The sequence below is a fragment of the Actibacterium sp. XHP0104 genome, from assembly GCF_025751515.1.
Classification (GTDB): domain Bacteria; phylum Pseudomonadota; class Alphaproteobacteria; order Rhodobacterales; family Rhodobacteraceae; genus Actibacterium_D.
The window spans coordinates 20,279-44,219 of record NZ_JAOWLE010000004.1; the positions used below are offsets into that span (position 1 = coordinate 20,279).

The following is a 23,941-nucleotide window of genomic DNA, read 5'->3' on the forward strand; positions in this document are numbered from 1 at the left end:
CGCCGTTCATGCGCATCGTTTTGCACGCGTTCTGCATGATGAAATCAGTCATGTTCGACCCCCAGATAGGCGTCGATGACCTCTTGGTTGTTGCGAACTTCGTCAGGGGTGCCGTCACCGATCTTTTTGCCATAGTCCATCACGACCACGCGGTCGCTCAGGTCCATGACGACGCCCATGTCATGTTCGATCAGTGCAATCGTGGTGCCGAATTCGTCATTCACATCCAGGATAAAGCGGCTCATGTCCTCTTTTTCCTCGACGTTCATGCCGGCCATCGGCTCATCGAGCAGCAGCAGCTTGGGCTCGGCAGCCAGGGCGCGGCCCAGCTCGACCCGCTTTTGCAGACCATAGGGCAGACGGCCAACGGGCGTCTTGCGGATGGCCTGGATCTCGAGGAAGTCGATGATCTTTTCGACCTTCTCGCGGTGCTCGCTTTCCTCGCGCTGCGCCTTGCCCCACCACATGGCCTGAGTGACCAGGTTGGTGTTCATCATGGTCATGCGTCCGGTCATGATGTTGTCCAGCGTGCTCATGCCTTTGAACAAGGCGATGTTCTGGAACGTCCGGGCGATGCCCTGCTGGGCAACCTGATAGGGTTTCATCTGCGGGCGCTTTTTGCCGTGGAACCAGACTTCGCCCACGGTGGGGACGTAGAACCCGGAGATCACGTTCAGCATCGACGATTTGCCAGCGCCGTTCGGGCCGATGATGGCGCGAATTTCGCCCTCGCGGATATCGAACGAGATGTCCGTGATCGCCTTCACACCACCGAACTGCAGGGTGATGTTCTTCATCTCCATCAGAACCCCGCCGATCTGGCGGCCGTCTGCGGTCACATATCCTTCGGTTGTGTCCTTCATTCCGCTGCCATCCTCTTGTTCTTGGTGTCCACCACCTTGGCGTCACGCAGCGACAGCGTGGCCTTGATCTTGCCCTTGCGGCCGTCCTCGTAGGTGACTTCGGTCTCGGTGTAGACCGAGTCCGAGCCGTCATAGAGAGCGTTGATCAGGTCGGCGAATTTCTCTTCGATGATCCGACGGCGCACCTTACGGGTACGGGTCATCTCACCATCATCGGGGTCCAGTTCCTTGTGCAGGATCAGGAAGCGGTGAATCTGGCAGCCCGACAGCATCGTGTCTTCGGCAACCGATTTGTTCACCTCTTCGACATGCGCCTGGATCGTGTCCAGCACCCGCGGGTGGCCGGCCAGTTCCTGGTAGGACGCATAGGCGATGTTGTTGCGCTCGGCCCAGTTGCCCACGGCGGTCAGGTCGATGTTGATGAACGCGGTACACATGTCGCGACCGTTGCCCAGAACCACTGCCTCGAGGATATCGGGGAAGAACTTGAGCTTGTTCTCGACATATTTCGGCGCGAACAGGCTGCCATCGGCCATCTTGCCCACGTCCTTGGCGCGGTCGATGATGCGCAGGTGGCCGGTGCCTTCCTCGAAGAAGCCCGCGTCACCCGTGGCAACCCAACCTTCGGCATCCTTGGTGTCGGCGGTGCTTTCGGGGTTGTTGTAATACTCAACAAAGGTACCCGAGCTGCGATAGTAGACCTCGCCGTTGTCGCCGATGCGAACCTCGACACCCGGGCTGGGAACGCCAACGGTGTCGTTGCGCACCTGACCATCGGGCTGCTGCGTGATGAACACGCTGGCCTCGGTCTGACCATACAGCTGCTTCAGGTTGATCCCGAGCGAGCGGTAGAACTCGAAAATCTCGGGGCCGATCGCTTCGCCGGCGGTATAGGCCACGCGAACGCGCGACAGACCCAGCGTGTTTTTCAGCGGCCCAAAGATGAACAGGTTGCCCAGCCAGTAGGCGAATTTGCCACCCGTTACGTTCTTGCCGTCCAGAATGGCCGGACCGACCTTGCGGGCGACGGCCATGTACTTGTCGAACAGGCGTTTCTTGAACGGGCTCGCGTCTTCCATGCGGATCATCACGCTGGTCAGCATGGTTTCAAAGATCCGCGGCGGCGCGAAGTAGTAGGTCGGGCCGATCTCGCGCAGGTCGGTCATCATGGTTTCGGCGCTTTCCGGGCAGTTCACGCAGAACCCCGTCCAGCTGGCCTGACCGACCGAGAAGATAAAGTCGCCAACCCAGGCCATCGGCAGATAGGCCAGAACCTCGTCGGTGTGACGCAGGTTGTCGAACTCGGAAGAGTTCTTGGCGGTCTCGATGATGTTGCGGTTCGACAGAACCACGCCCTTGGGCTTGCCGGTGGTACCCGAGGTATAGAGCATCACGCAGGTGTGGTCATAGGTCAGCTCGGCGATGCGGGCATCCAGCTCGGCGTCCAGACGGGTATGACCGGCGCGACCTTCGGCAGAAACATCATCCAGCCAGTTCAGGTGCGAGTGATCGTATTTCCGCATCCCGCGCTTGTCGTTGTACAGGATCTGCTCGACGTTCGGCAGGCTGTCCTGCACTTCCAGAACCTTGTCGACCTGTTCTTGGTCGCCACAAACGACAAAACGCGCGCCGCAGTGCTGCAACACGTATTCCATCTCTTCGGCGACGGCATCCTGATACAGGGGAACCGGAACGGCCCCGCACATCTGCGCGGCGACCATGGCCCAGTAGTGGGCCGGACGGTTACGACCGATGACCGCGACGTGATCGCCGCGATTCAGACCCAGCGCCAGGAAACCCAGAGCCATGGCGCGGGTTTCTTCCGCGACCTGAGCCCAGTTCCAGCTTTGCCAGATCCCGAATTCTTTTTCCCGATAGGCGGGGCTATTACCGTAAGTTCTTGCGTTCCGAGCCAGGAGCGCCGGAATAGAACACAAATCGCCCGAGGGCGTTGCTTCGCTGACCAAGTTCTCTCCTCCCTGTGCCGTTTTCCGGCTTGCAGAACGGGGTTCTTCGATTCCCGTTCCGGCATTAGGTGACATGTTCTCAATGAAGGTCAAACATTTCGTGACTTTTTCCTAATTCTTACAAATTGTAACAACTGCGCCCCGCCCTTTTCGCGCCCGTCTTCGGGTGCTAGCCATGGCGCAGGAGGAACCTATGGCGATGAACCCAGACAGCCGCGCGCGCATGACCGATGCCGGCCTGAACCTTATTCAACAGGCGATGTCGATCTATGACGCCGATCTGACGCTGGCCGTCTGCAATCGCAAATTCGGCGAGATGTTCGATCTGCCCTCCGAATTCGTCACCCCCGGCGCCCGGTTCGACGATACAATTCGCTTTCTTCTGGCCCGTGGCGAATACGGCCCGGTCGAGGATGCCGACGCCTTTGTGGCCGAACGCGTCAAGCAGGCCCAGGCGTTCGAGGCCCATTACATGGAGCGCACCCGCGCCAACGGTCGCACCATCTCGGTCGAGGGCAGCCCCCTGCCCCATGGCGGCTGGGTCACGGTCTATACCGACATCACCAGCATCAAGCTGCAGGAACGGCTGCTGCGAATCCGCTCGGCCGAACTGTCGGATCAGCTGCTCAGCCATGCCGAGAAGCTGGCCCAGACCAACCGAGAGCTGGCCTCGACCAACGCCGTGCTGGCCGAAACCAAACAGCAGCTGATCGAGATGGAGGCCCGGACCCGCACCGTCACCGAGATGATGCCCGCCCATATCGCCCATGTCGGCATCAACGGGCGCTATACCTATTCGAACCGCCGCCTCAGCGCGGTGATGCCCAGCCGGCCCAGCGATATCCTGGATATGACCACGATCGATGCCCTGGGCGAAGAGGCGTTCAGCAAGATCAACCCGCATATGCAGCGCGCCCTGGCCGGAGAGGCCAATATCGTCGAGTTCAACCACGAGGAAAGCGGCCGCCGCATCCGCGTCGCCCTGACCCCCGAGGTCGCCCCAGATGGCGCGGTGATCGGTGTCTATATCCTGTCAACCGATGTCACCGAAGAGGCCCAGGCCCGCGCCGCGCTGGCCCAGACCCGCAAGCGCGAACTGGCGGCCCAGCTGACTTCGGGCCTGGCCCATGATTTCGCCAACCTGCTGACCATCATCCTGGGCCTGCAAAGCCGTCTGGAACGGCAGGTGCCCGACCAGACCACGCTGGATCTGGTCGCCGCCACCCAGGCCGCCGCCCGGCGCGGCGGTATCCTGCTTGACCGGATCGCATCCATTTCGGGCCAGCGCCAGATGCGGCCCGAACCCACCGATATCGACGCCTTCCTGTCAGAGCTGGGCACCATGGCCAACGCCTCGCTACCCGAGGGCGTGACGCTGGATATCCGGCCCGCGCCGCTGGATACGCCGATCCTGATCGACGCCGGCGGCTTGCAGGATTCGCTGCTGAACCTGGTGCTCAACGCCCGCGACGCGATCGGCAAACAGCCGGGCCAGATCACCCTGCAAACCCAGACCCATGGCGACACCTGGATCGAATTCATCGTGCGCGACACCGGCCCCGGCTTTTCAGGCGAGGCGCTGAAACACGCGCTGGACCCGTTCTTTACCACCAAGGGCGGCGAGGGCTCGGGCCTGGGCCTGTCGGTGGTCTATGACCTGACCAAACTGGCCGGCGGGCGCTGCACCCTGTCGAACGCGCCCGATGGCGGGGCGATGGTGTCGCTGCGCCTGCCGCTGCGCCGCCCCACGACCGGCCCCGGACCCAGCCTGGTGCTGCTGGTCGAAGACAACCCCGACATCCGCGAGGCCGTGCGCGAAGACCTGATCGCCCAGGGCCATGCCGTGATCGAGGCCGCCAGCGCCGACGAGGCCCTTGCCCTGGCCGATCTGCCCGGCATCGACGTGGCGCTAAGCGACATGATGCTGACCGGCGAGAAAACCGGCGCTGACCTGCTGGATGCCCTGGCCGCGCGCGCCCACCCGGCCCGGCGCCTGCTGATGAGCTCGCTGCCGCCATCCGACGACCGCCTGCGCGCCGCATCCGACCGTTACCCGGTGCTGCGCAAGCCCTTTGATGCCGACGCCCTTCAGGCCTTTCTGACACAGGATACCGCCCAATGACCGCCCCCATGATCGCCATTCTGGATGACGAACCACAGATCCGGCAGATGCTGTCCGAGGCCCTGGGCGATGCCGGGTTCCGCACCGCCACCTTTGCCCGCGCGACCGAATTCGAGGCCGCCCTGGCCCGTACCGCCCCCGATGTCTGCCTGGTCGACCTGGGCCTGCCCGACCGCGACGGGCTGGCGCTGGTGCACCGGCTGGCGCTGGAATCGGGCGCGTCGATCATCATCATCTCGGGCCGCGCCCAGGTGCAGGACAAGGTCACCGGGCTGGATCTGGGCGCCGACGATTACATCATCAAACCGTTTGATCCCGCCGAGGTCGTCGCCCGCGTGCGGGCCCGTCTGCGCAAAAGCCGCGACAGCGGCAGCAACCAGTCGATGATCGCCCATTTCGAAGGCTGGACGGCCCATTTCGACCGCTACATCCTGACCGCCCCCGATGGCGACGAGGTGCCCTTTAGCCATGCCGAGGGCGAGGTTCTGCGCCTGTTCCTGGACAGCCCGAAACGCCTGATCTCGCGCGCGCAGATGCAGGAAACCCTGGGCGGCGCGGCGGGCGACAGCTTTGACCGGGCGATGGATGTGCGCATCTCACGCCTGCGCACAAAGCTGGGCGAAGACCCGAAAAACCCGCGCCTGATCAAGACGATCTACGGGGCGGGCTATATCTTTCTGGGCACTGTGCGCTGGGGCTGACGCCTAAAGGAAATCTTCTTCTTCATCCGCGACATCGACACCCAGCCGTTCCAGCCCTTCCTCCAGGTAATCCGCCAACAGCGGCATCCCGATCAGATAGTCGGCGGTGGGGGTGGTGGCCTCCATCTTGGCCATCTCGATCGCCTCGTCCAGGTCCTCGGGGTCATAGGTATCGCGGCCGATCCAGGCCACGGCCGTCAGGCTGGCCTGCTCATCCTCGTTCAGCGCGTCGATAAAGGCATGCAGCTCGGCCTCGGCCCAGTTCTTTTCGCGCGCCTGAAAAATGATGTGAACGACTTTGCGAGGGCTGATTTCCAGCATGATCGACTCCGCTGTTGTTTTCCCCACTGTCGCGCCATTGCGCGCCCCGCACAAGTGGATTTGCGGCGCCCGCGCCTAGTCGCGCTTGCCCAGCGCCACGACCTGCGCACCCTCGTCGGGGGCCAGTTCCTCGAAGTCGAAATTATCCAGCCGCGCGGCCCGTTTGCCTGCCCGTTCAGCGGCCGTGCCGATGCCGTCCAGATCTTCGCGCGCCTGTCGGAAATGGGTGTCCAGCTTGCCCACCCGTTCGACCACGATTTCCACATCGCGATGCAGCATCCGCAGGGTCTTGCGAATGGCGCCCGCCTGTTCGCGCATCCGGGCGTCTTTCAGAATGGCGCGCATCGTGTTCAGCGTCGCCATGCAGGTGGTCGGCGACACGATCCAGACCCGCGCGTTGAACCCCTCGCGCACCAGCTCGGGGAAATTGGCGTGCAGCTCGGCATAGACCGCCTCGGAGGGCAGGAACATGATCGCACCGTCGGCGGTTTCGCCCTCGATCAGGTATTTCTCGGAAATGTCGCGGATATGCTTGCGCACCGCGGTGCGCAGCGCCTTGGCGGCCTCGTTGACCTCATAGTCGGTCTTGGCCCGGCGCAGCGCCTCATAGGCATCCAGCGGAAATTTCGCATCAATGACGATCGGCCCCGGCGGGTTGGGCAGGTGAATCAGGCAATCGGCCCGCTTGCCGTTCGACAGAGTCGCCTGCAACGTATAGCTGTCGCGCGGCAGGGCCTTGCCGACGATATCGTTCAGCTGAATTTCACCAAACGCGCCGCGGGTCTGCTTGTTCGACAGAATGTCCTGCAAACTAAGCACATCACCCGACAGTTTCTCGATATTCGCCTGTGCGCGGTCGATCGTGGCCAGACGTTCCTGCAATTCGGTCAGCGACTTGGTGGTTTTTTCGCTGTTCGTGCCCAGGGTCTTGTCCAGCCGCTCGTTCAGGTCGGAAATCGAGCGCGCCGATTTCAGCGCGTTCACATGCAGGGTCTCGTTCATCTGGCGCTGCACCTCGGCCAGACGCATTTCCATGGTCTGCACCACCTTGGTCTGGCTGTTGGCCTGCGCATCCGACACGGTCTGCAAGCCGCCCGCCAGCCGTTCCTGCCCCTGGCCCAACATCTCCACCGCGCGGCCCAGTTGATCCATCTGATAGATGATCGGCGCGGTCATGTCGGCCGCCCGGCCCGACCGGCGCAGGGTGGCAATCAGCAGCACCAGCACCAGCAGCACCACCAGCGCCCCCGCGATGATCCCCAGAACCAGCGGATCGCTGATCGCATACATCTGTCCGCCAATCTGGATCATGTGCGCCCGAACAGCCTTTCGATATCAGAGAGTTTCAGCTCCACATAAGTGGGCCGACCGTGGTTGCACTGACCCGAATGGGGCGTGGCCTCCATCTCGCGCAGCAGCGCGTTCATTTCCTCGGCCCGCATCCGCCGCCCCGACCGGATCGAGCCATGACAGGCCACCCGGCTGAGGATCGCCTCGATCCGGGCCTGCACCATCTGGCTGTCGCCCAGATCGTCCAGCTCGTCCAGAATGTCGGTCAGCATCGCCTTGGCGTTGATCTCGCCCAGAATGGCCGGGGTTTCGCGCACACAGATCGCGCTGCCGCCAAAGGCTTCGATATGCAGGCCCAGCTTGGCAAGATCCTCGGCGTGATCCAGCAGGCGCGCGCAATCTCCGGCGCTAAGGTCCACGATCTCGGGGATCAACAGGGCCTGCGACGCCACGCCATTCTCGGCCATCTGGCGTTTGAGTTTCTCATAGACCAGCCGTTCATGCGCGGCATGCTGATCGACGATCACGATGCCGGTTTCGGTCTGAGCGATGATATAGTTTTCGTGCACCTGCGCCCGCGCCGCGCCCAAAGGCAGATCGGCGGAGGTGTCTTCGACGATATCCTCAACACGGGCCGAGGGCGCCTCGGCAAAACCCGGCATCGGCGGCATCGGCGCCTGCGCGGCATAGCTGGCGCGCATCGCGCCAAGGCTGGGCCGGTCCATCTGATAAACGCGCGGCGCGCCAGTCACCGGCTCGGGCCGCATCGCGCCCAGCGTCGCCCCGGCCACGGTGGTCGAGGCCCGGTGCCCCGCCCCCGCCAGCACGGCCCGCAAGCCGGACACGATCAGCCCGCGCACGATCCCCGGCTCGCGAAACCGCACCTCGGCCTTGGCGGGGTGCACGTTCACATCGACCAGATGCGGGTCGCAATCGACGAACAGCGCCGCCGCCGGATGCCGGTCGCGCGACAGGAAATCGGCATAGGCGCCGCGCAGCGCACCGATCAACAGCTTGTCGCGCACCGGGCGGCCATTGACGAACAGATACTGCGCCACCACAGACCCACGCGAATAGGTCGGCAGCGCGGCATAGCCGGTCAGGTGAAAGCCCTCGCGCTCGGCATCGACCGCCAGCGCGTTCTCGGCGAATTCGGTGCCCAGAACCCGCGCCAGACGGCCATGCAGCGCGTCGAACATGTCGCCGCTTTCGGGATCGGCGCGAAACACCACGCGCCCCTCGCCGCCGCCCGACACATCGCGCAGGGTAAAGCCGATGAACGGCTCGGCCATGGCAAGGCGCTTGATCACATCGGTGATGGCCTGATGCTCGGCCCGGTCGCTGCGCAGAAATTTCAGCCGCGCGGGCGTGGCGTAAAAGAGATCGCGCAATTCGACCACCGTGCCACGGGTCAGCGCGGCGGGCCGCACCGGCCCCATGGCCCCGCCCGCGACGGAAATCTCGGCCGCCTCGCCCCCGGCGCGTGAGGTGATCTTCAGCCGCCCCACCGCGCCCAGGCTGGGCAGCGCCTCGCCCCGAAAGCCGAAGGAATGAATATCCAGCAGGTCCGACCCGTCGATCTTCGAGGTCGCATGTCGGCTAAGCGCCAGCGGCAGTTGATCGGCCGCGATCCCGCAGCCGTCATCGGTGACCCGGATCAGCGTCTTGCCGCCATCGGCAATCGCCACCTCGATCCGCGTGGCGCCGGCATCGATGGAATTCTCGACCAGTTCCTTGACCGCCGAGGCCGGCCGTTCCACCACTTCGCCTGCCGCGATACGGTTGATGGCGGCCTCATCCAGTTGGCGGATAATCGGCAAATCGGCGCTTATATTGGGGTTGGGCTGGTTCATGCCACAACAATTAGCATGCCCCCGCCCGATTCTGCCACCATAGTTTCGCCCGCGGGATCAGTTGCCCGGCAGTCCCTCGGGCTGCCCCACCACCACGAAATGCAGCGCATCCGCATCCAGCAGCCGCGCGGCCACGCGGCGCACATCGTCCAGCGTGACGGCGTTGACCTTGTCGTTGCGGGTGGCGATGTAGTCGAGGCCCAGCCCCTCCATCTGCATGCCGACCATGATATTGGCGATCGGTCCGTTGCCATCGAACCGCAGCGGATACGACCCGGTGAGGTAGGTCTTGATGGTGTCCAACTCGTCCTCGGTGATGCCCTCGGTCGCGGCGCGGGCCCATTCGGCGCGGATGACCTCAATCGCCTCGGCGACGCGATTGTTGGCCGAGGCCACCTTGCCCAGCACCATGTCAGCGTGGTCGAGGTTATAAAGATAGGTCGCGATGCCATAAGTCAGGCCGCGTTTTTCGCGCACCTCTTCCATCAGGCGCGACGAGAACCCGCCGCCACCCAGAACGCTGTTCAACACATAGGCCGCAAAGAAATCAGGATCGTCGCGCGGAATGCCCGTATGGCCGAACACCACCACCGATTGCGGCGTGTCATAGGGCACCACGTCAATACCGCCGGTCAGGGCGAAATCGGCCCGGCCCGGCATCGGCGCGCCGGTTTCGGGCAGGCCGTCGAACAGCCGATCCAACAGCGCGCCCAACTCCTCGGCGGTGATGTCGCCCACCGCCGACACGAACAGCCGGTCGCGCGCCATGACCCGATCCTTTGCGGCGATCAGATCGTCGCGGGTCAGCGCGGCCACGCCATCCAGCGTTCCGTTCACGTCTGACCCATAGGGATGATCGCCAAAGGCCAGCGCGTTAAACCGGTCGCTGGCGATGTCGTCGGGGTCTTTCTGCCGGGCGCGGATACCGCCCAGCACCTGCCCGCGCACGCGCTCGACCGCGTCATCGTCGAACCGTGGCTCGGTCAGCGCAAGGTGCAGCAGCTCGACCCCCTGATCGCGGTTCTCGGTCAGGAACTGCGCCGAGACCGACAGCGCGTCGTTATGCACGTCAAAGGAAATGCGCGCCGCCAGACCATCGCGCGCCGTGGCAAAGGCGCGGGCATCCATGTCGCCGGCGCCCTCTTCCAGCAGGCCGGTCATCAGGTTGATCGCGCCGCGCTTGCCCGGCGCATCCAGGCCTGCGCCGCCTTGAAACCGGATTTCCAGCGCGACGAACGGAATTTCATGGCTTTCCACCAGCCAGGCGTTGATGCCACCGGGCGAGGTGACCTCTTGAATATCGACCGCCGCGCGCGCCGGCAGCGCCGCCAGCATCAGGCAAAGGGCACTGATGATCCGAATCATTGGGTTTCCTCCCGCACCAGCCAGCCGGTGACCGAGGCCCGGCGATCAAACACCATCCGTGCCGCATCCATCACGTCATCGGGGGTAACGGCCTGCAACACGTCGGGCCAGGCCTGCACATCCTCGACCGTCAGCCCCACCGCCAGCGCCTGCCCGTATTTCTGCGCCAGCCCGGCAACGCTGTCCTTTTCATAGATATTCGAGGCGCGCAGCTGCATCTTGAGGCTTTCAAACAGGGCCAGATCGACGCCAGTTTCCATGAACTCGGCAATCACCGCATCCATACGCGCCTCGGCCTCTTGCAGGGGCACTTCGGGGCTGGGCACGACGATCATGCCGAATGTCGTGTCATCGAGGCTGGTGCCGCTATACCAGGCGGCGGTGTAAAGCGCGGTGGGTTCCTCGAACATCAGCTTTTGCCCCAGCAGCGAGGTCGCGCCCTCGCCCCCCAGCAGCTCGGCCAGATAGACCAGCGCGGCGGCGGTTTTCTGGTCGCCCGGGTCACGCTCGGGCGCAAGGTAGCTGCGCACCAGATAGGGCTGGGCCACACGCGCATCGGCCAGGGTCAGCCGGCGCTCGGCACGTTGCGGGGGCTCTTGCGGACGGGCGCGCGGGGTGACGGCATCACTGGGGGCGATGGGGCCGTAATAGGTATCGGCCAAGGCGCGCACATCGTCAGGGGTGACATCGCCCGCGACCACCAGAATGGCATTGTTGGGCGCGTAATGGCGGCGGTAGAATTCCAGCGCATCGGCGCGGGTCAGGCCCTCCATCTCGGCGCGCCAGCCGATTACCGGAATGCCGTAGGGATGGTTCACATATTGCACGGCGTTGCGCTGCTCGGTGAACAGCGCGCCGGGCGAATTTTCGGTGCGCTGGTTGCGTTCCTCAAGAATCACGTCGCGTTCGGTCAGCACCTCGGCCTCGCCCAGGGTCAGGCCGGTCATGCGGTCGGCCTCCATCTCCATCATCAGGGCCAGCCGGTCGGCGGCGACGCGCTGGTGATAGCCGGTGTAATCATAGGACGTGAACGCATTGTCCGAGCCGCCATTGGCCTCGACCAGATCGGAAAACGCGCCCTCGGGGAAAGAATCCGTGCCCTTGAACATCAGGTGTTCGGTGAAATGGGCGAGGCCCGACTTGCCCGGAGGCTCGTCGGCGGACCCGACCCGGTACCAGACCATATGCACCACCACGGGGGCGCGGTGGTCTTCGATGACGACGACCTGCATGCCGTTATCCAGCGTAAAACTGGTGACATCATCGGCCCGCCCCGCACCGGCCCCGGCAAGAAACAGCGAACACGTGGCTACAAGCAGGCGCGACAGGCGCATCATCGGCAATCTCCGGCAAATCACTGGGGTTAAGCTACGGCTTCGTGCCGTCAGTTCAACCCCACCCAAGAGACTGTGATCGGATCAGTTGGCGTTGGGGTTCTCGGGCGGCGCGCCCACGGTGCGCACGCCGGCGCGGCGCCAGCGCTCCAGCTCGGCATGCTGGTTCAGCGACTGTTCGCGGTAGGCTTTGAAATAGACCGACACGTTCATCACCCGCTCTAGGAAGCGGCCGCGGTTTTCCTTGCGGAATTCCAGGTCTTCGGCGGCCAGGATCGGGCGGATATCGTTTGCCACCCCGAATCGCGAGGCCTGCGTGACCAGCGCGCTGTCAGAGGCGGGAATGCCGGTTTCCTGCAAACGCTCCGGACGCCCGCCAAGCGCGGCAATGGCATCGGCCTCTGGCGTGGGATCAACCCGGTTCGCCCCGCCCGGCGTCGGCGCGGGCAGCGCGGCCAGGTCCAGCGTTTCGGGCACTTCGATCGGCTTGTTGGGCACGAAATTGAATTCGTCGGGCGCGCGGCCCTCGCGGATGTTGAACAGCTGCGGCTCTTCATCGCGCGAACAACCCGCCAGCCCGGCAAGGGCAGCTACCGAAATCAGGGCAATAGCGCGAACAACAGGCATACCGGTCTCCTTCACCGTTCGGCCCTGTTTAGCCCAAGGCAGGGGCCACGTCACGGGGTCTTGTTGCCGGGTGTAAAAAGGATCAGCCCCAGCGCCCCGGCAAAGATCGCGATGTCGGCCACGTTGAATGAAAACGGGTTGTTGATGCCGCAGCAGGACATGTTGAGAAAATCGGCCACCGCGCCCCAGACGATGCGGTCGACCATGTTGCCCAGCGCCCCGCCAACCAGCACCCCGGCCGAGGCCATCGCCAGCGGCGGCTGCGGCGTTCGGCGCAGCCAGATCAGCACGCCCAGCGAGATCGCGCCCGCAACGCCGACCAGCACCCAGCGCATCAGGTCGGCGTCATTGGCCATCAGGCCGAAATTGACGCCCCGGTTCCACGCCATGCGAAAATTGAGAAACGGCGGCCATACGTCGATGGCCAGCCGGTTTTGCAGGTCCATCCCGACCACGACCGCGTATTTCGTGGCCTGGTCGACCACGAAAACGACGACTGCGATCAGGGACAGCAGGCGCATCGCTTAGTGACGGAAGTGGCGCATGCCGGTGAACACCATGGCAAGGCCAGCCTCGTCGGCGGCGGCAATCACCTCGTTGTCACGCATCGAACCACCGGGCTGGATCACGCAGGTCGCGCCAGCGGCAGCGGCCTCGAGCAGACCGTCGGGGAACGGGAAGAACGCATCCGACGCCACGGCCGACCCGATGGTCAGCGGCTGCGGCAGGCCCAGGGCCTCGGCCATGCGCTCGGCCTTTTTGGCGGCGATCAGGGCCGAATCGACGCGGCTCATCTGGCCGGCGCCGACGCCGACGGTGGCGTTGTCCTTGACGTAAACGATGGCGTTCGACTTGACGTGTTTCGCCACTTTCCAGGCGAACAGCAGGTCGCGCATCTGCTCAGGCGTCGGGGCCTTTTTGGTGACGACCTTAAGGTCATCCATGCCCACGAACCCGGCATCCTTGTTCTGCACCAACAGGCCACCCGCGACCTGGCGCACGGTCTGGCCGCCCTCCAGCACATTCGGCAGACCCTCGGTGGTCAGCAGGCGCAGGTTCTTCTTGGCGGCAAAGATTTCCTTGGCCTCGTCCGACGCGCCGGGCGCAATAACAACCTCGGTGAAAATGCCCGAGATCTCGCGCGCGGTGTCGGCATCCAGCGGCTGGTTCAGCGCGATGATGCCGCCAAAGGCCGAAGTGCGGTCACAGTCGAACGCGGCCTTATACGCCTCGACCAGCGTCGCGCCCTTGGCCACGCCGCAGGGGTTGGCGTGCTTGATGATCGCACAGGCGGCGCTTTCGGCGGGGTCGAACTCGGCGACCAGCTCGAACGCGGCGTCGGTGTCGTTGATGTTATTATAGGACAGCTCTTTGCCCTGATGCTGCACAGCGGTGGCCACGCCGGGGCGGTTGGTGCCATCGGTATAGAACGCCGCCTGCTGATGCGGGTTCTCGCCATAGCGCAGGGTCTGGGCCAGCTTGCCCGAGAACGAGCGATACCGCGGCGTGGTTTCGCCAATCGCGCCAGCCATCCAGTTGCTGACGGCGGCATCATAGGCGCCGGTGCGGGCATAGGCGGTCTGCGCCAGCTTCTGGCGGAAGCCCAGCCCGGTCGCACCGTCATTGGCGGCCAGTTCGGCCAGCAGGGCGTCGTAATCCTCGACATCCACAACCACGCTGACAAAGCCGTGGTTCTTGGCGGCAGCGCGGATCATCGCGGGGCCGCCGATGTCGATGTTCTCGATGCAATCGTCATAGGCCGCGCCCTTGGCGACGGTGGCCTCGAACGGATAAAGGTTCACCACCAGCAGGTCGATCGCGCCGATACCGTGCGCATCCATCGCGGCGACATGTTCAGGGTTGTCGCGCAGCGCCAGCAGGCCGCCATGCACCTTGGGGTGCAGCGTCTTGACCCGGCCGTCCATCATCTCGGGGAAACCGGTGATTTCCGACACGTCCTTGACCGCCAGGCCCGCGTCGCGCAGCGCCTTGGCGGTGCCGCCGGTCGACAACAACTCTACCCCGCGCGCATCCAGCGCCTTGGCGAAATCAATCAGTCCGGTCTTGTCGGATACGGAAATCAGCGCGCGGCGCAGCGGCACGAGGTCGGTCATCGGTCGGTGTCCTGTTCAGTTTTCTTCGGGCAGCGGATCATCGTCGGTGACGAGATCCCGAATCGCCTGCGGTGTATCCTGTGCCTTGGCGAGGGTCCAGTTTAACTGGCCAGCCTGCATCAAAACCCGCGAAGAAAGCACGATTTGACGGCTTGCGCGCGGCTTTAGCCGCCCGGTTTCCAGGTAAACCGACGGCTCAAGCATCAGCTCGGCATGGCCGTCATGGCGGAACACCCAGATCTCGCCGCTTTTCAGCGCCAGCGACACCGCGTTACCGCCCATGTCCAGCGCGGCATCCACATCCGGGTGCAGATGAAAGCGCAGCTTGTAGACCACGCCCTGCAACTTGCTGCGGGTCATCACCGCGTCGAACGTGGCCAGATGGTCGTCGGTCAGCGCGGCCAGCGTGTCTTCGCCGGTCAACATCCGCCCGTCGGGCGACAGCGACAATTGCCGCGCATGCACCAGGCCATGGGTGCGGGCATAACCGTCATGCCAGCCGCTAAGAACCTGCCCCTGAGGGCCGGCTTCGCGCTCGGCACGCACCTTGCGCGGGGCATCGGCCAGCAACTCGCGCCCATGGCCGCCGATCTGTCGGCGCGGCGCAAGGCGCGACGACGAATAGCCCGCGATCTCCAGCGTCGAATGCGACCCCGTGGCGCGGCCCGCGCGCCGCCAGTCTTCGCCAAAAGATACGCCAGAGCCGCAATTCACGATCACCGGCCGCCGCCCCGATGTCAGCTCGAACGCCAGGGTCGAGGCATGGGCGTTGTAGGATGCGGCCCCGGTGGGCGGCGCCGCGGCGTCGATGATCACGCTGGATCGCCCCGCCGATAGCCGGGCATAGCCCATGGCCAGCCCATCCGCCGCGGGGGTCTTGATGCGTGAGGCCGCCAATGCGTGATCCAGCCGCCCCTCGGCCCCGCGCCCGCCGCCATGAAACCGCGCCAGCCCGCCATCGGAATGACGCAGCGTGCGCAGCGTCGGCGCAATCCGCCGGATCGCGTCCACATGCTCGGCCGGGGGTGTCTGCCCCGAGGCCTCTAGCGCCGAGGCGGCCCAGCTGAGCAGGGTGAACACCTCTAGCAATTCTTCGGGGTTGCGGGTGGGGATGCCGCCCTGGGCGTCGATCTGCTGGCGGCATTCGCGCGCCAGCGCCCGTGCCGCCGGTGCCACGTGGCGGCCCATGCCCTGCAAGGCCAGCCCGGCATAGATCAGCCCGGTCAGCGCCTCAAAGCGCGGCAGGCCCGGCGCGGCGGCCTTCCAGCGCCGCGACAGGAAAATCGTCTGTTGCCCGAGCGAGCGGAAATAGGCCTGCGAGCCGCTTTTTTCCTGCCCCGCCAGCAAAAAGATCGCATGGTTGATCCAGCGGATGATCCGCCGCCCGGTCAGGTCGGGCGTCCAGCCCACGCCGGTGCCGTTTCCATAGCGGTCGATCCAGGTGGCGATCCAGGCCTGCGCCTGTTTGCGCGCCGCGCCATCGCCCACCGCCGCCAGATCATCCAGCCAGCGAAAGCCGTGAATTTCCTCTTCGAAGGCCAGCGAGGGCGGCGGCACGTCCCAGACCGGGGCGCCGGGGGCCTCGACCAGATAGCCCGCGAACAGGTAGTTGCCGCTGATCAGCTGTTTGCCACGGGCATAGCCGCCGATGGTGCGCGGCTCGGGCTGCGACACGAACCCGCCCGCCGGGCGCGCCAGCGACGACATCCGCGCCTGCAGCCGGTTCATGTAACCGCTGCACCGGGCCGTCCAGTTGCCGGTGGTGATCTGCCCTGCCATTGATCCGCTTGTCTGCTCTCACGCGGCTGTCCCGCTTTGGGCCGCAGGATAGCCCCCGGGCGGCGGCCTGTCACCGCCCTTGTGCCGGCTCAGGCGGGTTTGCGCAGACGGGCGATGTAGAACCCATCCATCCCGCCCCGTTCAGACCAGTAATCGGGCCGCAGCCGCAGCCCGCCCTGGGCATCGGTCCAGCCCGGCTCCAGCCCGGCCAGATCGGCAGGTTCGACCACCAGGCCGGGATGACGCTCCAGCGCGGCGGCGATCTGGTCCTCGCCCTCTTCGGGCAACAGCGAACAGGTGCAATAGACCATCCGCCCGCCCGGCTTCAGCAGGGTCAGCGCGCGGTCGATCATCTGGGCCTGCAAGTCGAACAGCGGCTTGATATCCTTGCCACTGCGCACATGCGGCAGATCGGGGTGACGGCGCAGCGTGCCGGTGGCCGAACAGGGCGCATCCAGCAGGATCGCGTCGAATGGCCCGGCCTGCCAGTGCAGAAAGTCACCCTTGACCACATTTGCGGTCAAGCCGGTGCGGGTCAGGTTCTCACGCAGCCGCTCCAGACGCGGCCCGGAAATATCCAGCGCGGTCACATCGGCGCCGGTCGCGGCCAGTTGCATCGTCTTGCCGCCGGGCGCGGCGCAGATATCAGCCACGGCCTCGCCCGGTTTCGCATCCAGCACCCGCGCGGGAATCGCGGCGGCAGCATCCTGCACCCACCAGTCGCCCGTGTCATAGCCCGGCAGGGCCGAAACCTGCACGCTGCCCTGCACGCGCACCGACCCGGTCGGCAGGGCCTCGCCCCCCACCTGTTCGGCCAGCGCCTGAGCATCGCCCTTGGGCGTCAGGTCCAGCGGCGCACCGGCGGCATGAGCCACCTCAAGCGACAGCACCCCGGCGCGGCCCAGCTTGCTTTCCAGCCGACCGCGCAGCCACCCGGCCATGCGCGTGGGCGTCAGCGCGGCCCATTCGTCTGGTGTAACGGTCGAGGCCTTGCGCAGCACCGCATTGGCCAGCCCGCCCAGGGGCGCCGTGCGCGGATGCAGGCGCAGCAGGTTCACGGCGGCATTCACCACCCCATGCGGGGCAGAGCCCTCTTCCAGCATTTCAACGATCGCCAGCCGCAGCACCAACAGCACATCTTCGGGCGGGTGCTTGCGCAGCAGGGGTTTGATCACCGCATCGGCACGACCCATATGGCGCAGGGTCGACACCACCAGCCGCTGCGCGCGGGCGCGCTCGGCGGGCGACAGCGACCCCAGCGGGCCATCCTCGCCGGTCAGTTCGGTCAGGGCCAGTTTTTCATCCAGAACCGCATGCAGCAACTGCACCGCCGCCAACCGAACCGGATCTGCCTTTTGCGCCATGACGGCCCCTTTGCTTGCCTGTGTCGAGGCCGGGGTATATCAATCCCCCGCGCCCGACAAGGAGTGAGCCCATGAGCGACGATTCCAACAAAGACCTGCCCCCCGCCGCCCAGCGCGCGCTGGCCGAGGCCGAGGAACGCCGCAAGAAAGCCGCTGCCGAGGCATTGCCCAAGGAACTGGGCGGGCGCGATGGCCCCGAGCCCGTGCGCTATGGCGACTGGGAGAAAAAGGGCATCGCCATCGATTTCTGAGGCCGGGCCTCAGATCCCCAGCACATCCACCATGTCATATTCGCCCGGGTGCATCCCCTGCCCCCAGATCGCGGCGCGCAGCGCGCCACGGGCAAAGATGCGCCGGTCGGTGGCGACATGGCGCAGGATGATACGTTCACCCTCGCCCGCGAACAGCACGTCATGCTCGCCCACGATATCGCCGCCGCGAATGGCGGAATAGCCGATCGTATTGGTCTCGCGCGCGCCGGTGATGCCATCGCGGCCCCGCACCGCCATCTCGGCATGGTTCAGCCCGCGCCCTTCGGCGGCGGCCTCGCCCAGCATCAGCGCGGTGCCCGAGGGCGCGTCGACCTTGTGCTTGTGATGGGCCTCGATCACCTCGATGTCGAAATCGGGGCCAAGGGCGGCCGCGACCTTCTTGGTCAACTGCACAAGCAGGTTCACGCCCAGGCTCATGTTTCCGGCGCGCACCACGACCGCGTGACGGGCGGCAGCGCTGATCATGGCCAGATCGGCATCCGACAGCCCCGTGGTGCCGATCACATGCACCGCCCGCGCCTGCGCGGCCAGCCCGGCAAATTCCACCGTGGCGGCGGGCGAGGTGAAATCGATCACCGCCTGCGCCTTGGCGAAGGCCTCGAGCGCGTTGTCGGTGACGACCACGCCGGTATCGGGCTCGCCGATCAGGGCGCCCACGTCGCGGCCCAGCCATTCGTTGCCGGGGCGCTCGACGGCACCCACCAGCCGCGCCTCGCTGCTTTCCAGAACGGTGCGCAGCAGCATCCGCCCCATGCGGCCGCTGGCCCCCGTGATGACGATTCCGGGCAGATCGGTCATTGCGCTCTCCATCAAACCTTTGTCGGCTTCGTTTAGCCGAGCCGGGCGCGCTTGGCAAAGCCCCGCTTGCAGCAAGGCCCGGCATGCCCTAGATGCGGGGAATGGCTAAGAACAGGTTCCATACGGGCGCAGGCCCTTCTCAGCGACAGCTTCGCGTGGGCGAGCTGATCCGCCGCACGCTGTCGGATGTGCTGGCGCGCGGCGACGTGCATGACCCCGACCTGAACCGCATGTCGATCACCGTGGGCGAGGTCCGCACCTCGCCGGATCTCAAGGTCGCCACCGCCTATGTGATGCCCCTGGGCGGCGCCAATGCCGAAGAGGCCCTGGCCGCCCTGCGCCGCAACCGCAACGAATTGCGCCGCCAGGTCAACAAGGGGCTGACGCTGAAATTCTCGCCCGAGATCCGGTTCGTCATCGACCAGACCTTTGACCAGATGGACGAGACCCGCCGCCTGCTGAACCAGGACGCCGTGCGCCGCGATGTGGCTGCCGATGGCGAGGACGAGGATGACCAGGCTTAGGCGCCTCGCGCTGACGGTCTTGGCCGGGCTGATGCCCGCCATCGCCCATGCGGGCTGTGCCGAGATCAGCCACCAGGGCCAGGATTACGTCGCCTGCCGCTATGACCCCGCCAGTGCCGATCTGCGCCTGTTTCACCGCGGCGCGCACGGGCAGGTGCTGGGCAGCTTCGGGCAGGTCAATCACCAGCTGGCCGCCGAGGGCAAAAAGCTGGCCTTTGCAATGAATGCCGGCATGTATCACCCCGACCGGTCGGTCGTGGGCCTGTATATCGAGAACCGCCAGCAGGCCCGCGCCCCCGTCACCCGCGCCGGGCCGGGCAATTTCGGGCTGCTGCCCAACGGCGTGCTGTGCCTGACCGACGACGCCGCGCAGGTGATTGAAACCCGCACCTATGCCGCCGCCCCGCCCGATTGCCGCTATGCCACCCAATCGGGGCCGATGCTGGTGATCGACGGCGCGCTGCACCCGCGTTTCCTGCCCGACAGCGACTCGCGCCATATCCGCAATGGCGTGGGCGTGAAAAAGGATGGCACGGTGGTCTTTGCCATCTCGCAGCGCCCGGTCACGTTTCACGAATTCGGGCGGCTGTTTCGCGACCGGCTGAACACGCCGAACGCGCTGTTTCTCGACGGCAGGATCTCGCGCCTTTATGCGCCCGAGCTGGGCCGCAACGACCTGGGCTTGCCGCTGGGGCCGATCGTCGGCGTGGCCGTGCCCCGTTGACGCCCGCCCCGGGCTTTTGTAGCACCCGCACCTCAACCAACCCGGAGACGACACATGGGCCGCAGCCGCAAGGGACGCGACATTTCAGGATGGCTGGTGGTGGACAAGCCCGCCGGCATCTCCTCGAACGCAGTGGTGAACAAGGTGCGCTGGGCCTTTGGCGCGAAAAAGGCGGGCCATGCCGGCACGCTTGACCCCGAGGCCACCGGCGTTCTGGCCGTGGCTTTGGGCGAGGCCACCAAGACCGTGCCCTATATCACCGACGCGATGAAGGCCTATGTCTTTACCGTGCGACTGGGCCAGGCCACCAACACCGACGATGCCGAGGGCGAAGTGACCGCCAGCAGCGATGCGCGCCCCTCTGATGACGAGATCCGCGCCGCCCTGCCCGCGTTCCAGGGCGACATCATGCAGGTGCCGCCCAAGTTCAGCGCGGTCAAGATCGACGGCGAGCGCGCCTATAAACTGGCCCGCGACGACGAAGAGTTCGAGATCGCCGCCCGACCCCTTTACGTCGAAAGCCTGGTGATGCTGGACCGGCCCGACGCCGATCATGTCACGCTGGAAATGGTCTGCGGCAAGGGCGGTTATGTGCGCGCCATCGCCCGCGATCTGGGCGCGGCGCTGGGCTGTCACGGCCATGTACGCGAGCTGCGGCGCGTCTGGTCTGGCCCGTTTGACGCCGAAGACGGCATCAGCATGGACCTGATCGAGGAACTGGCCAAAACGCCCGAGCTCGACGACTATCTCCGCCCGCTGGAACAGGGCCTCGAAGACCTGCCCGAGCTGAAATGCACCCCCGAGGGCGCCAACCGCCTGCGTCACGGCAACCCCGGCATGGTGCTGATGGCAGGCGATGTCGACTATGGCGACGAGGCCTGGGCCAGCGAAAACGGCAAGGCCGTGGCCGTGGGCATCTATCGCTCGGGCGAGCTGCATCCCAGCCGCGTGTTCAATCACTGACCCGCACACGCCTGATCGCGCGAAGTTGCGAACCGCTTTACCGGCGCCCGTGATACTTTGGTATCAGGAAGGCCGGCTGGCATCGACCCGCCCACGCCGTGACGGGCCGCCTCCTCCGGCCGTGTCCTGATTGATCAGGAACGGGAGGACACCATGGTCAACACGATCGGAAATCCCCTTACATGGGGCGCGCAGGCCGCGCGGCAGACCGGCCACCATCTGGCAGACGCCACCGCTCACGTGCAATCCAGCCGCAGCGACAGCGCACCCATCGTCAACAAGATCGGGCTCGAGGATCTCAGCCACGCCCTGCGCATGGGGGTGAAAGACTTTGCCGCCTTTCGCAGCGATGTGATGTTTCTGGTGATCCTCTATCCCATCATCGGCATGGTCATGGCCTGGGTCGCCTTCAACGCCAACCTGGCGCCCTACATGTTCCCTCTGGCCTCGGGCTTTGCCCTGCTGGGGCCGGTGGCGGGGATCTTTCTTTATGAGCTCAGCCGCCGGCGCGAGATGGGCATGCATGCCACATGGGGCGATGCCTTTGGCGTGCTGCGCGGCCCGCAGGTCGGGCCGATCATCGTGCTGGGCATGTATCTGTTGGGCATGTTCCTGACATGGATGATCGCCGCGCACGCGATCTTTACCGCCACGATGGGCCCCGACCTGCCCACCAGCACGATGGGCTTTTTCCGCGAGGTCTTCAGCACCGAGGGCGGCGCGGCCCTGATTATCATCGGCATCCCGGTCGGCGCGGTCTTCGCAGCCATCGTCCTGGCGATCAGCGTGGTGTCTTTCCCGCTGCTGATGGATCGCGACGTAGGCCTGCCGGTGGCCGTGGCCACCTCGCTGCGGGTCACCGCGAAGAACCCGCTGGTGATCGGCGCCTGGGGCCTGATCGTCGCCGCCGCGCTGGCCATCGGGTCGCTGCCGATGTTCCTGGGGCTGGTGATCGTGATGCCCATTCTGGGCCACGCCACCTGGCACCTCTATCGTCGGGCGGTCAGCTAAACCGCTTGCAATTGTCCCATGGCCCGGGCGAAAACCCGGGCCATGATCACGCGCACCCATCTGAAAGGCGATGCCGCCTCGACCGCCGTCTATTCCGACTGCGAGGCCTATCGCTATACCCTGACCCGCATCTGGGATGAGACCGGCAAGCGCGCCCTGTTCATCATGCTCAACCCCTCGACCGCGACCGAGGTGCAGAACGACCCCACGGTCGAACGCTGCGAGCGCCGGGCGCGGGCGCTGGGGTTCGGCGCGTTTCGCGTGACCAACATCTTTGCCTGGCGCGATACCGACCCCAAGAAAATGCGCGCCGCCGCCGATCCGGTTGGCCCGGCAAACGACGCGGCCATTCTGGAAAGCTGCCCCTGGGCCGATCAGATCATCTGTGCCTGGGGCACCCATGGCGCGCACCTTGACCGAGGCCCGCAGGTCGAGACCTTGCTGCGCGGCACCAGCCTGCCGCTGTTTCACCTTGGGCTGACACAGGCGGGCCACCCCAAGCACCCGCTTTACATCAGCTATACCCAACAGCCCCAGCCCTGGCCAACGCTCACCTAACGTTAACCTATTAAAGGATATTTCCTTCGCACGGCGGTCGCCCGGGCGTATCCTCGGGCCATTGCGCGGGATGCGTCTGGGAACGAGGTCTGCCATGTTGGGTATTGCGGGTTTGATGGGTCTGTTGCTGGCAGGCGTGGCGGTCGATCTGACCGGCGTGCTGAAACAGGGCGACGACAGCGACGAACGGCTGGACGGCACCGACGGTGACGACATCATCGACGGCGCCGGCGGCGACGACGTGATCTTTGGCTTTGACGGCGACGACATCCTGCATGGCGGCGACGGGCAGGACATGCTGGATGGCGGCGCGGGGCAGGATCTGCTGCTGGGCGCGGCGGATGGCGACATCCTGTCGGGCGGCGATGGCGATGACCGGCTGGCTGGCGACACCGGCGATGACCACATGTTCGGCGGCGACGGTAACGACGAATTGCTGGGGCAGGCCGGTGACGATTTCATGCAGGGCGACGCCGGCAATGACCGCATGATCGGCGGGCCGGGCGAGGACGTGATCTATGGCGGCGAGGGCGATGACGCGCTGATGGGCGGCAATGACGATGACATCGTGCTGGGCGGCGACGGCGCCGATATCGTCAACGGCAACCTGGGCGATGACCTGCTATCGGGCCTGACCGACGACCCCGACCTGACAGATGACAACGACATGGATTACCTCAACGGCGGCGACGGCGACGACATTCTGCTGGCCGGCGCGCATGACCTTGCCACCGGCGGCGACGGGGCCGACAGCTTTGTCATCGGTGACTGGCTGACCGAGGGCGAAAGCGCGATCGTGGCGGATTATCAGGCGGGCGAGGACGCGCTGATCGTGGTCTATGACCCCGACACCGACCCCACGCCAGAAATCACCATCGATACCGATGCCGAGGGCACCAGCGTCATCCGCCTGAACGGGCTGGCCGTGGCCACGGTCACAAATGCGCCGGATCTGATGCCCGGCCACATCACCCTGATCCCCGTGCAAACCCTGGACGACCTCTTGGGCCTTGCCGCCTAAGCCACCGGGGCGCTAGGCTGCGCAAAGGCAACCAAAGGCGCACGGCGTGGCAGAGCAACCCCATAATCTGGCTCAGGAATTGGCCGCCGTTCGGGCCGAGCTGGAGAAACTGAACAACCACAGCTTCTTTCGTGGCCACCGCACCATTGCCCGAATGATGACATATGCTTTTTTGCGGGGCATGGCGATTGGGCTGGGTACGGCTCTGGGCGCAACGCTGCTGGTCTCGGTCGCGGCCTATTTCCTGGCGCAAATCGACTTTATCCCGATCATCGGCGAATGGGCGCAACAGATCGCCGCCGAGATCCGCGGACCGGAATAGCCGTCGCCGGGGTTTTGCCATAGGCGCCGCCCATGTGTCACACTGACG

The 23,941-nt window shown here is 65.4% G+C and carries 23 protein-coding genes; 10 read left to right on the forward strand and 13 right to left on the reverse strand.

Annotated features, from left to right (window positions below; genetic code table 11):
- Positions 1 to 44: 44 nt before the first annotated feature.
- Both OE856_RS07730 and OE856_RS07735 read right to left on the reverse strand, forming a co-directional pair.
- The gene (locus OE856_RS07730; RefSeq protein WP_263715506.1) at positions 45 to 863 is read right to left on the reverse strand and encodes an ABC transporter ATP-binding protein; all 819 of its coding nucleotides are present in this window, start codon (positions 861 to 863) and stop codon (positions 45 to 47) included.
- Positions 860 to 2,830: a long-chain fatty acid--CoA ligase gene (locus tag OE856_RS07735; protein WP_263715507.1), complete on the reverse strand. Its 1,971-nt coding sequence runs from the start codon at positions 2,828 to 2,830 to the stop codon at positions 860 to 862. Before OE856_RS07735 ends, OE856_RS07730 begins: the two co-directional genes overlap by 4 nt.
- A 193-nt stretch (positions 2,831 to 3,023) precedes the next feature.
- Here OE856_RS07735 and OE856_RS07740 point away from each other — a divergent pair, with 193 nt between their 5' ends.
- Both OE856_RS07740 and OE856_RS07745 read left to right on the forward strand, forming a co-directional pair.
- Positions 3,024 to 4,952 carry a PAS-domain containing protein gene (locus OE856_RS07740; RefSeq protein WP_412174871.1) on the forward strand — a complete coding sequence of 643 codons (1,929 nt, stop codon included), beginning with the start codon at positions 3,024 to 3,026 and terminating at the stop codon, positions 4,950 to 4,952.
- Entirely contained in the window at positions 4,949 to 5,653 is a 705-nt protein-coding gene (locus OE856_RS07745) for a response regulator transcription factor (protein WP_263715508.1), read from the forward strand. Before OE856_RS07740 ends, OE856_RS07745 begins: the two co-directional genes overlap by 4 nt.
- Before the next feature lie 3 nt (positions 5,654 to 5,656).
- Here OE856_RS07745 and OE856_RS07750 read toward each other — a convergent pair whose 3' ends face one another.
- From OE856_RS07750 to OE856_RS07795, 10 genes are all read right to left on the reverse strand, one after another.
- Entirely contained in the window at positions 5,657 to 5,974 is a 318-nt protein-coding gene (locus OE856_RS07750; protein WP_263715509.1) for a DUF3775 domain-containing protein, read from the reverse strand.
- A gap of 75 nt (positions 5,975 to 6,049) precedes the next feature.
- Positions 6,050 to 7,285, reverse strand: a complete 1,236-nt coding sequence (locus OE856_RS07755; protein ID WP_263715510.1) for a DNA recombination protein RmuC — start codon at positions 7,283 to 7,285, stop codon at positions 6,050 to 6,052.
- A complete protein-coding gene (gene mutL / locus OE856_RS07760) occupies positions 7,282 to 9,117 on the reverse strand; it encodes a DNA mismatch repair endonuclease MutL (RefSeq protein ID WP_263715511.1) in 1,836 nt (611 codons plus the stop codon). The genes OE856_RS07755 and mutL overlap by 4 nt, the downstream gene beginning before the upstream one ends.
- 57 nt (positions 9,118 to 9,174) lie before the next feature.
- Positions 9,175 to 10,482 (reverse strand): M16 family metallopeptidase, encoded by a 1,308-nt coding sequence (locus tag OE856_RS07765; protein ID WP_263715512.1) that lies wholly within the window; start codon positions 10,480 to 10,482, stop codon positions 9,175 to 9,177.
- The gene (locus tag OE856_RS07770; protein WP_263715513.1) at positions 10,479 to 11,819 is read right to left on the reverse strand and encodes a M16 family metallopeptidase; all 1,341 of its coding nucleotides are present in this window, start codon (positions 11,817 to 11,819) and stop codon (positions 10,479 to 10,481) included. The genes OE856_RS07765 and OE856_RS07770 overlap by 4 nt, the downstream gene beginning before the upstream one ends.
- Positions 11,820 to 11,900: 81 nt before the next feature.
- A complete protein-coding gene (locus tag OE856_RS07775; protein ID WP_263715514.1) occupies positions 11,901 to 12,443 on the reverse strand; it encodes a DUF3035 domain-containing protein in 543 nt (180 codons plus the stop codon).
- A gap of 50 nt (positions 12,444 to 12,493) precedes the next feature.
- Positions 12,494 to 12,964, reverse strand: a complete 471-nt coding sequence (lspA, locus tag OE856_RS07780) for a signal peptidase II (protein ID WP_263715515.1) — start codon at positions 12,962 to 12,964, stop codon at positions 12,494 to 12,496.
- Positions 12,965 to 12,967: 3 nt separating this feature from the next.
- Complete coding sequence (purH, locus tag OE856_RS07785) at positions 12,968 to 14,557, reverse strand: bifunctional phosphoribosylaminoimidazolecarboxamide formyltransferase/IMP cyclohydrolase (RefSeq protein ID WP_263715516.1); 1,590 nt, start codon at positions 14,555 to 14,557, stop codon at positions 12,968 to 12,970.
- Positions 14,558 to 14,572: 15 nt separating this feature from the next.
- A complete protein-coding gene (locus OE856_RS07790) occupies positions 14,573 to 16,336 on the reverse strand; it encodes a heparinase II/III family protein (RefSeq protein WP_263715517.1) in 1,764 nt (587 codons plus the stop codon).
- An 89-nt stretch (positions 16,337 to 16,425) separates the two neighbouring features.
- Positions 16,426 to 17,700: an RsmB/NOP family class I SAM-dependent RNA methyltransferase gene (locus OE856_RS07795; protein WP_263715518.1), complete on the reverse strand. Its 1,275-nt coding sequence runs from the start codon at positions 17,698 to 17,700 to the stop codon at positions 16,426 to 16,428.
- 71 nt (positions 17,701 to 17,771) lie between these two features.
- Here OE856_RS07795 and OE856_RS07800 point away from each other — a divergent pair, with 71 nt between their 5' ends.
- On the forward strand, positions 17,772 to 17,951 hold the full coding sequence (locus OE856_RS07800; RefSeq protein WP_263715519.1) for a DUF1674 domain-containing protein: 180 nt from the start codon (positions 17,772 to 17,774) through the stop codon (positions 17,949 to 17,951).
- A gap of 9 nt (positions 17,952 to 17,960) precedes the next feature.
- Here OE856_RS07800 and dapB read toward each other — a convergent pair whose 3' ends face one another.
- The gene (gene dapB, locus OE856_RS07805) at positions 17,961 to 18,770 is read right to left on the reverse strand and encodes a 4-hydroxy-tetrahydrodipicolinate reductase (RefSeq protein WP_263715520.1); all 810 of its coding nucleotides are present in this window, start codon (positions 18,768 to 18,770) and stop codon (positions 17,961 to 17,963) included.
- Between the two features lie 101 nt (positions 18,771 to 18,871).
- On the opposite strand from dapB, the gene rbfA reads away from it, so the two are divergent.
- The 7 genes from rbfA to OE856_RS07840 all read left to right on the forward strand — a co-directional run bounded on the left by rbfA (position 18,872) and on the right by OE856_RS07840 (position 23,893).
- Positions 18,872 to 19,294 (forward strand): 30S ribosome-binding factor RbfA, encoded by a 423-nt coding sequence (rbfA, locus tag OE856_RS07810; RefSeq protein ID WP_263715521.1) that lies wholly within the window; start codon positions 18,872 to 18,874, stop codon positions 19,292 to 19,294.
- A complete protein-coding gene (locus tag OE856_RS07815; RefSeq protein ID WP_263715522.1) occupies positions 19,281 to 20,018 on the forward strand; it encodes a phosphodiester glycosidase family protein in 738 nt (245 codons plus the stop codon). The genes rbfA and OE856_RS07815 overlap by 14 nt, the downstream gene beginning before the upstream one ends.
- Positions 20,019 to 20,072: 54 nt before the next feature.
- Entirely contained in the window at positions 20,073 to 20,981 is a 909-nt protein-coding gene (gene truB / locus OE856_RS07820) for a tRNA pseudouridine(55) synthase TruB (RefSeq protein ID WP_263715523.1), read from the forward strand.
- 153 nt (positions 20,982 to 21,134) lie between these two features.
- Positions 21,135 to 21,992, forward strand: a complete 858-nt coding sequence (locus OE856_RS07825) for a DUF2189 domain-containing protein (RefSeq protein WP_263715524.1) — start codon at positions 21,135 to 21,137, stop codon at positions 21,990 to 21,992.
- Between the two features lie 42 nt (positions 21,993 to 22,034).
- Entirely contained in the window at positions 22,035 to 22,550 is a 516-nt protein-coding gene (locus OE856_RS07830; protein ID WP_263715525.1) for a DUF1643 domain-containing protein, read from the forward strand.
- Positions 22,551 to 22,644: 94 nt separating this feature from the next.
- The gene (locus tag OE856_RS07835) at positions 22,645 to 23,571 is read left to right on the forward strand and encodes a calcium-binding protein (protein WP_263715526.1); all 927 of its coding nucleotides are present in this window, start codon (positions 22,645 to 22,647) and stop codon (positions 23,569 to 23,571) included.
- A 46-nt stretch (positions 23,572 to 23,617) separates the two neighbouring features.
- Positions 23,618 to 23,893, forward strand: coding sequence for a DUF5665 domain-containing protein (locus tag OE856_RS07840; protein ID WP_263715527.1), 276 nt, complete (start codon positions 23,618 to 23,620; stop codon positions 23,891 to 23,893).
- Positions 23,894 to 23,941: the final 48 nt, after the last annotated feature.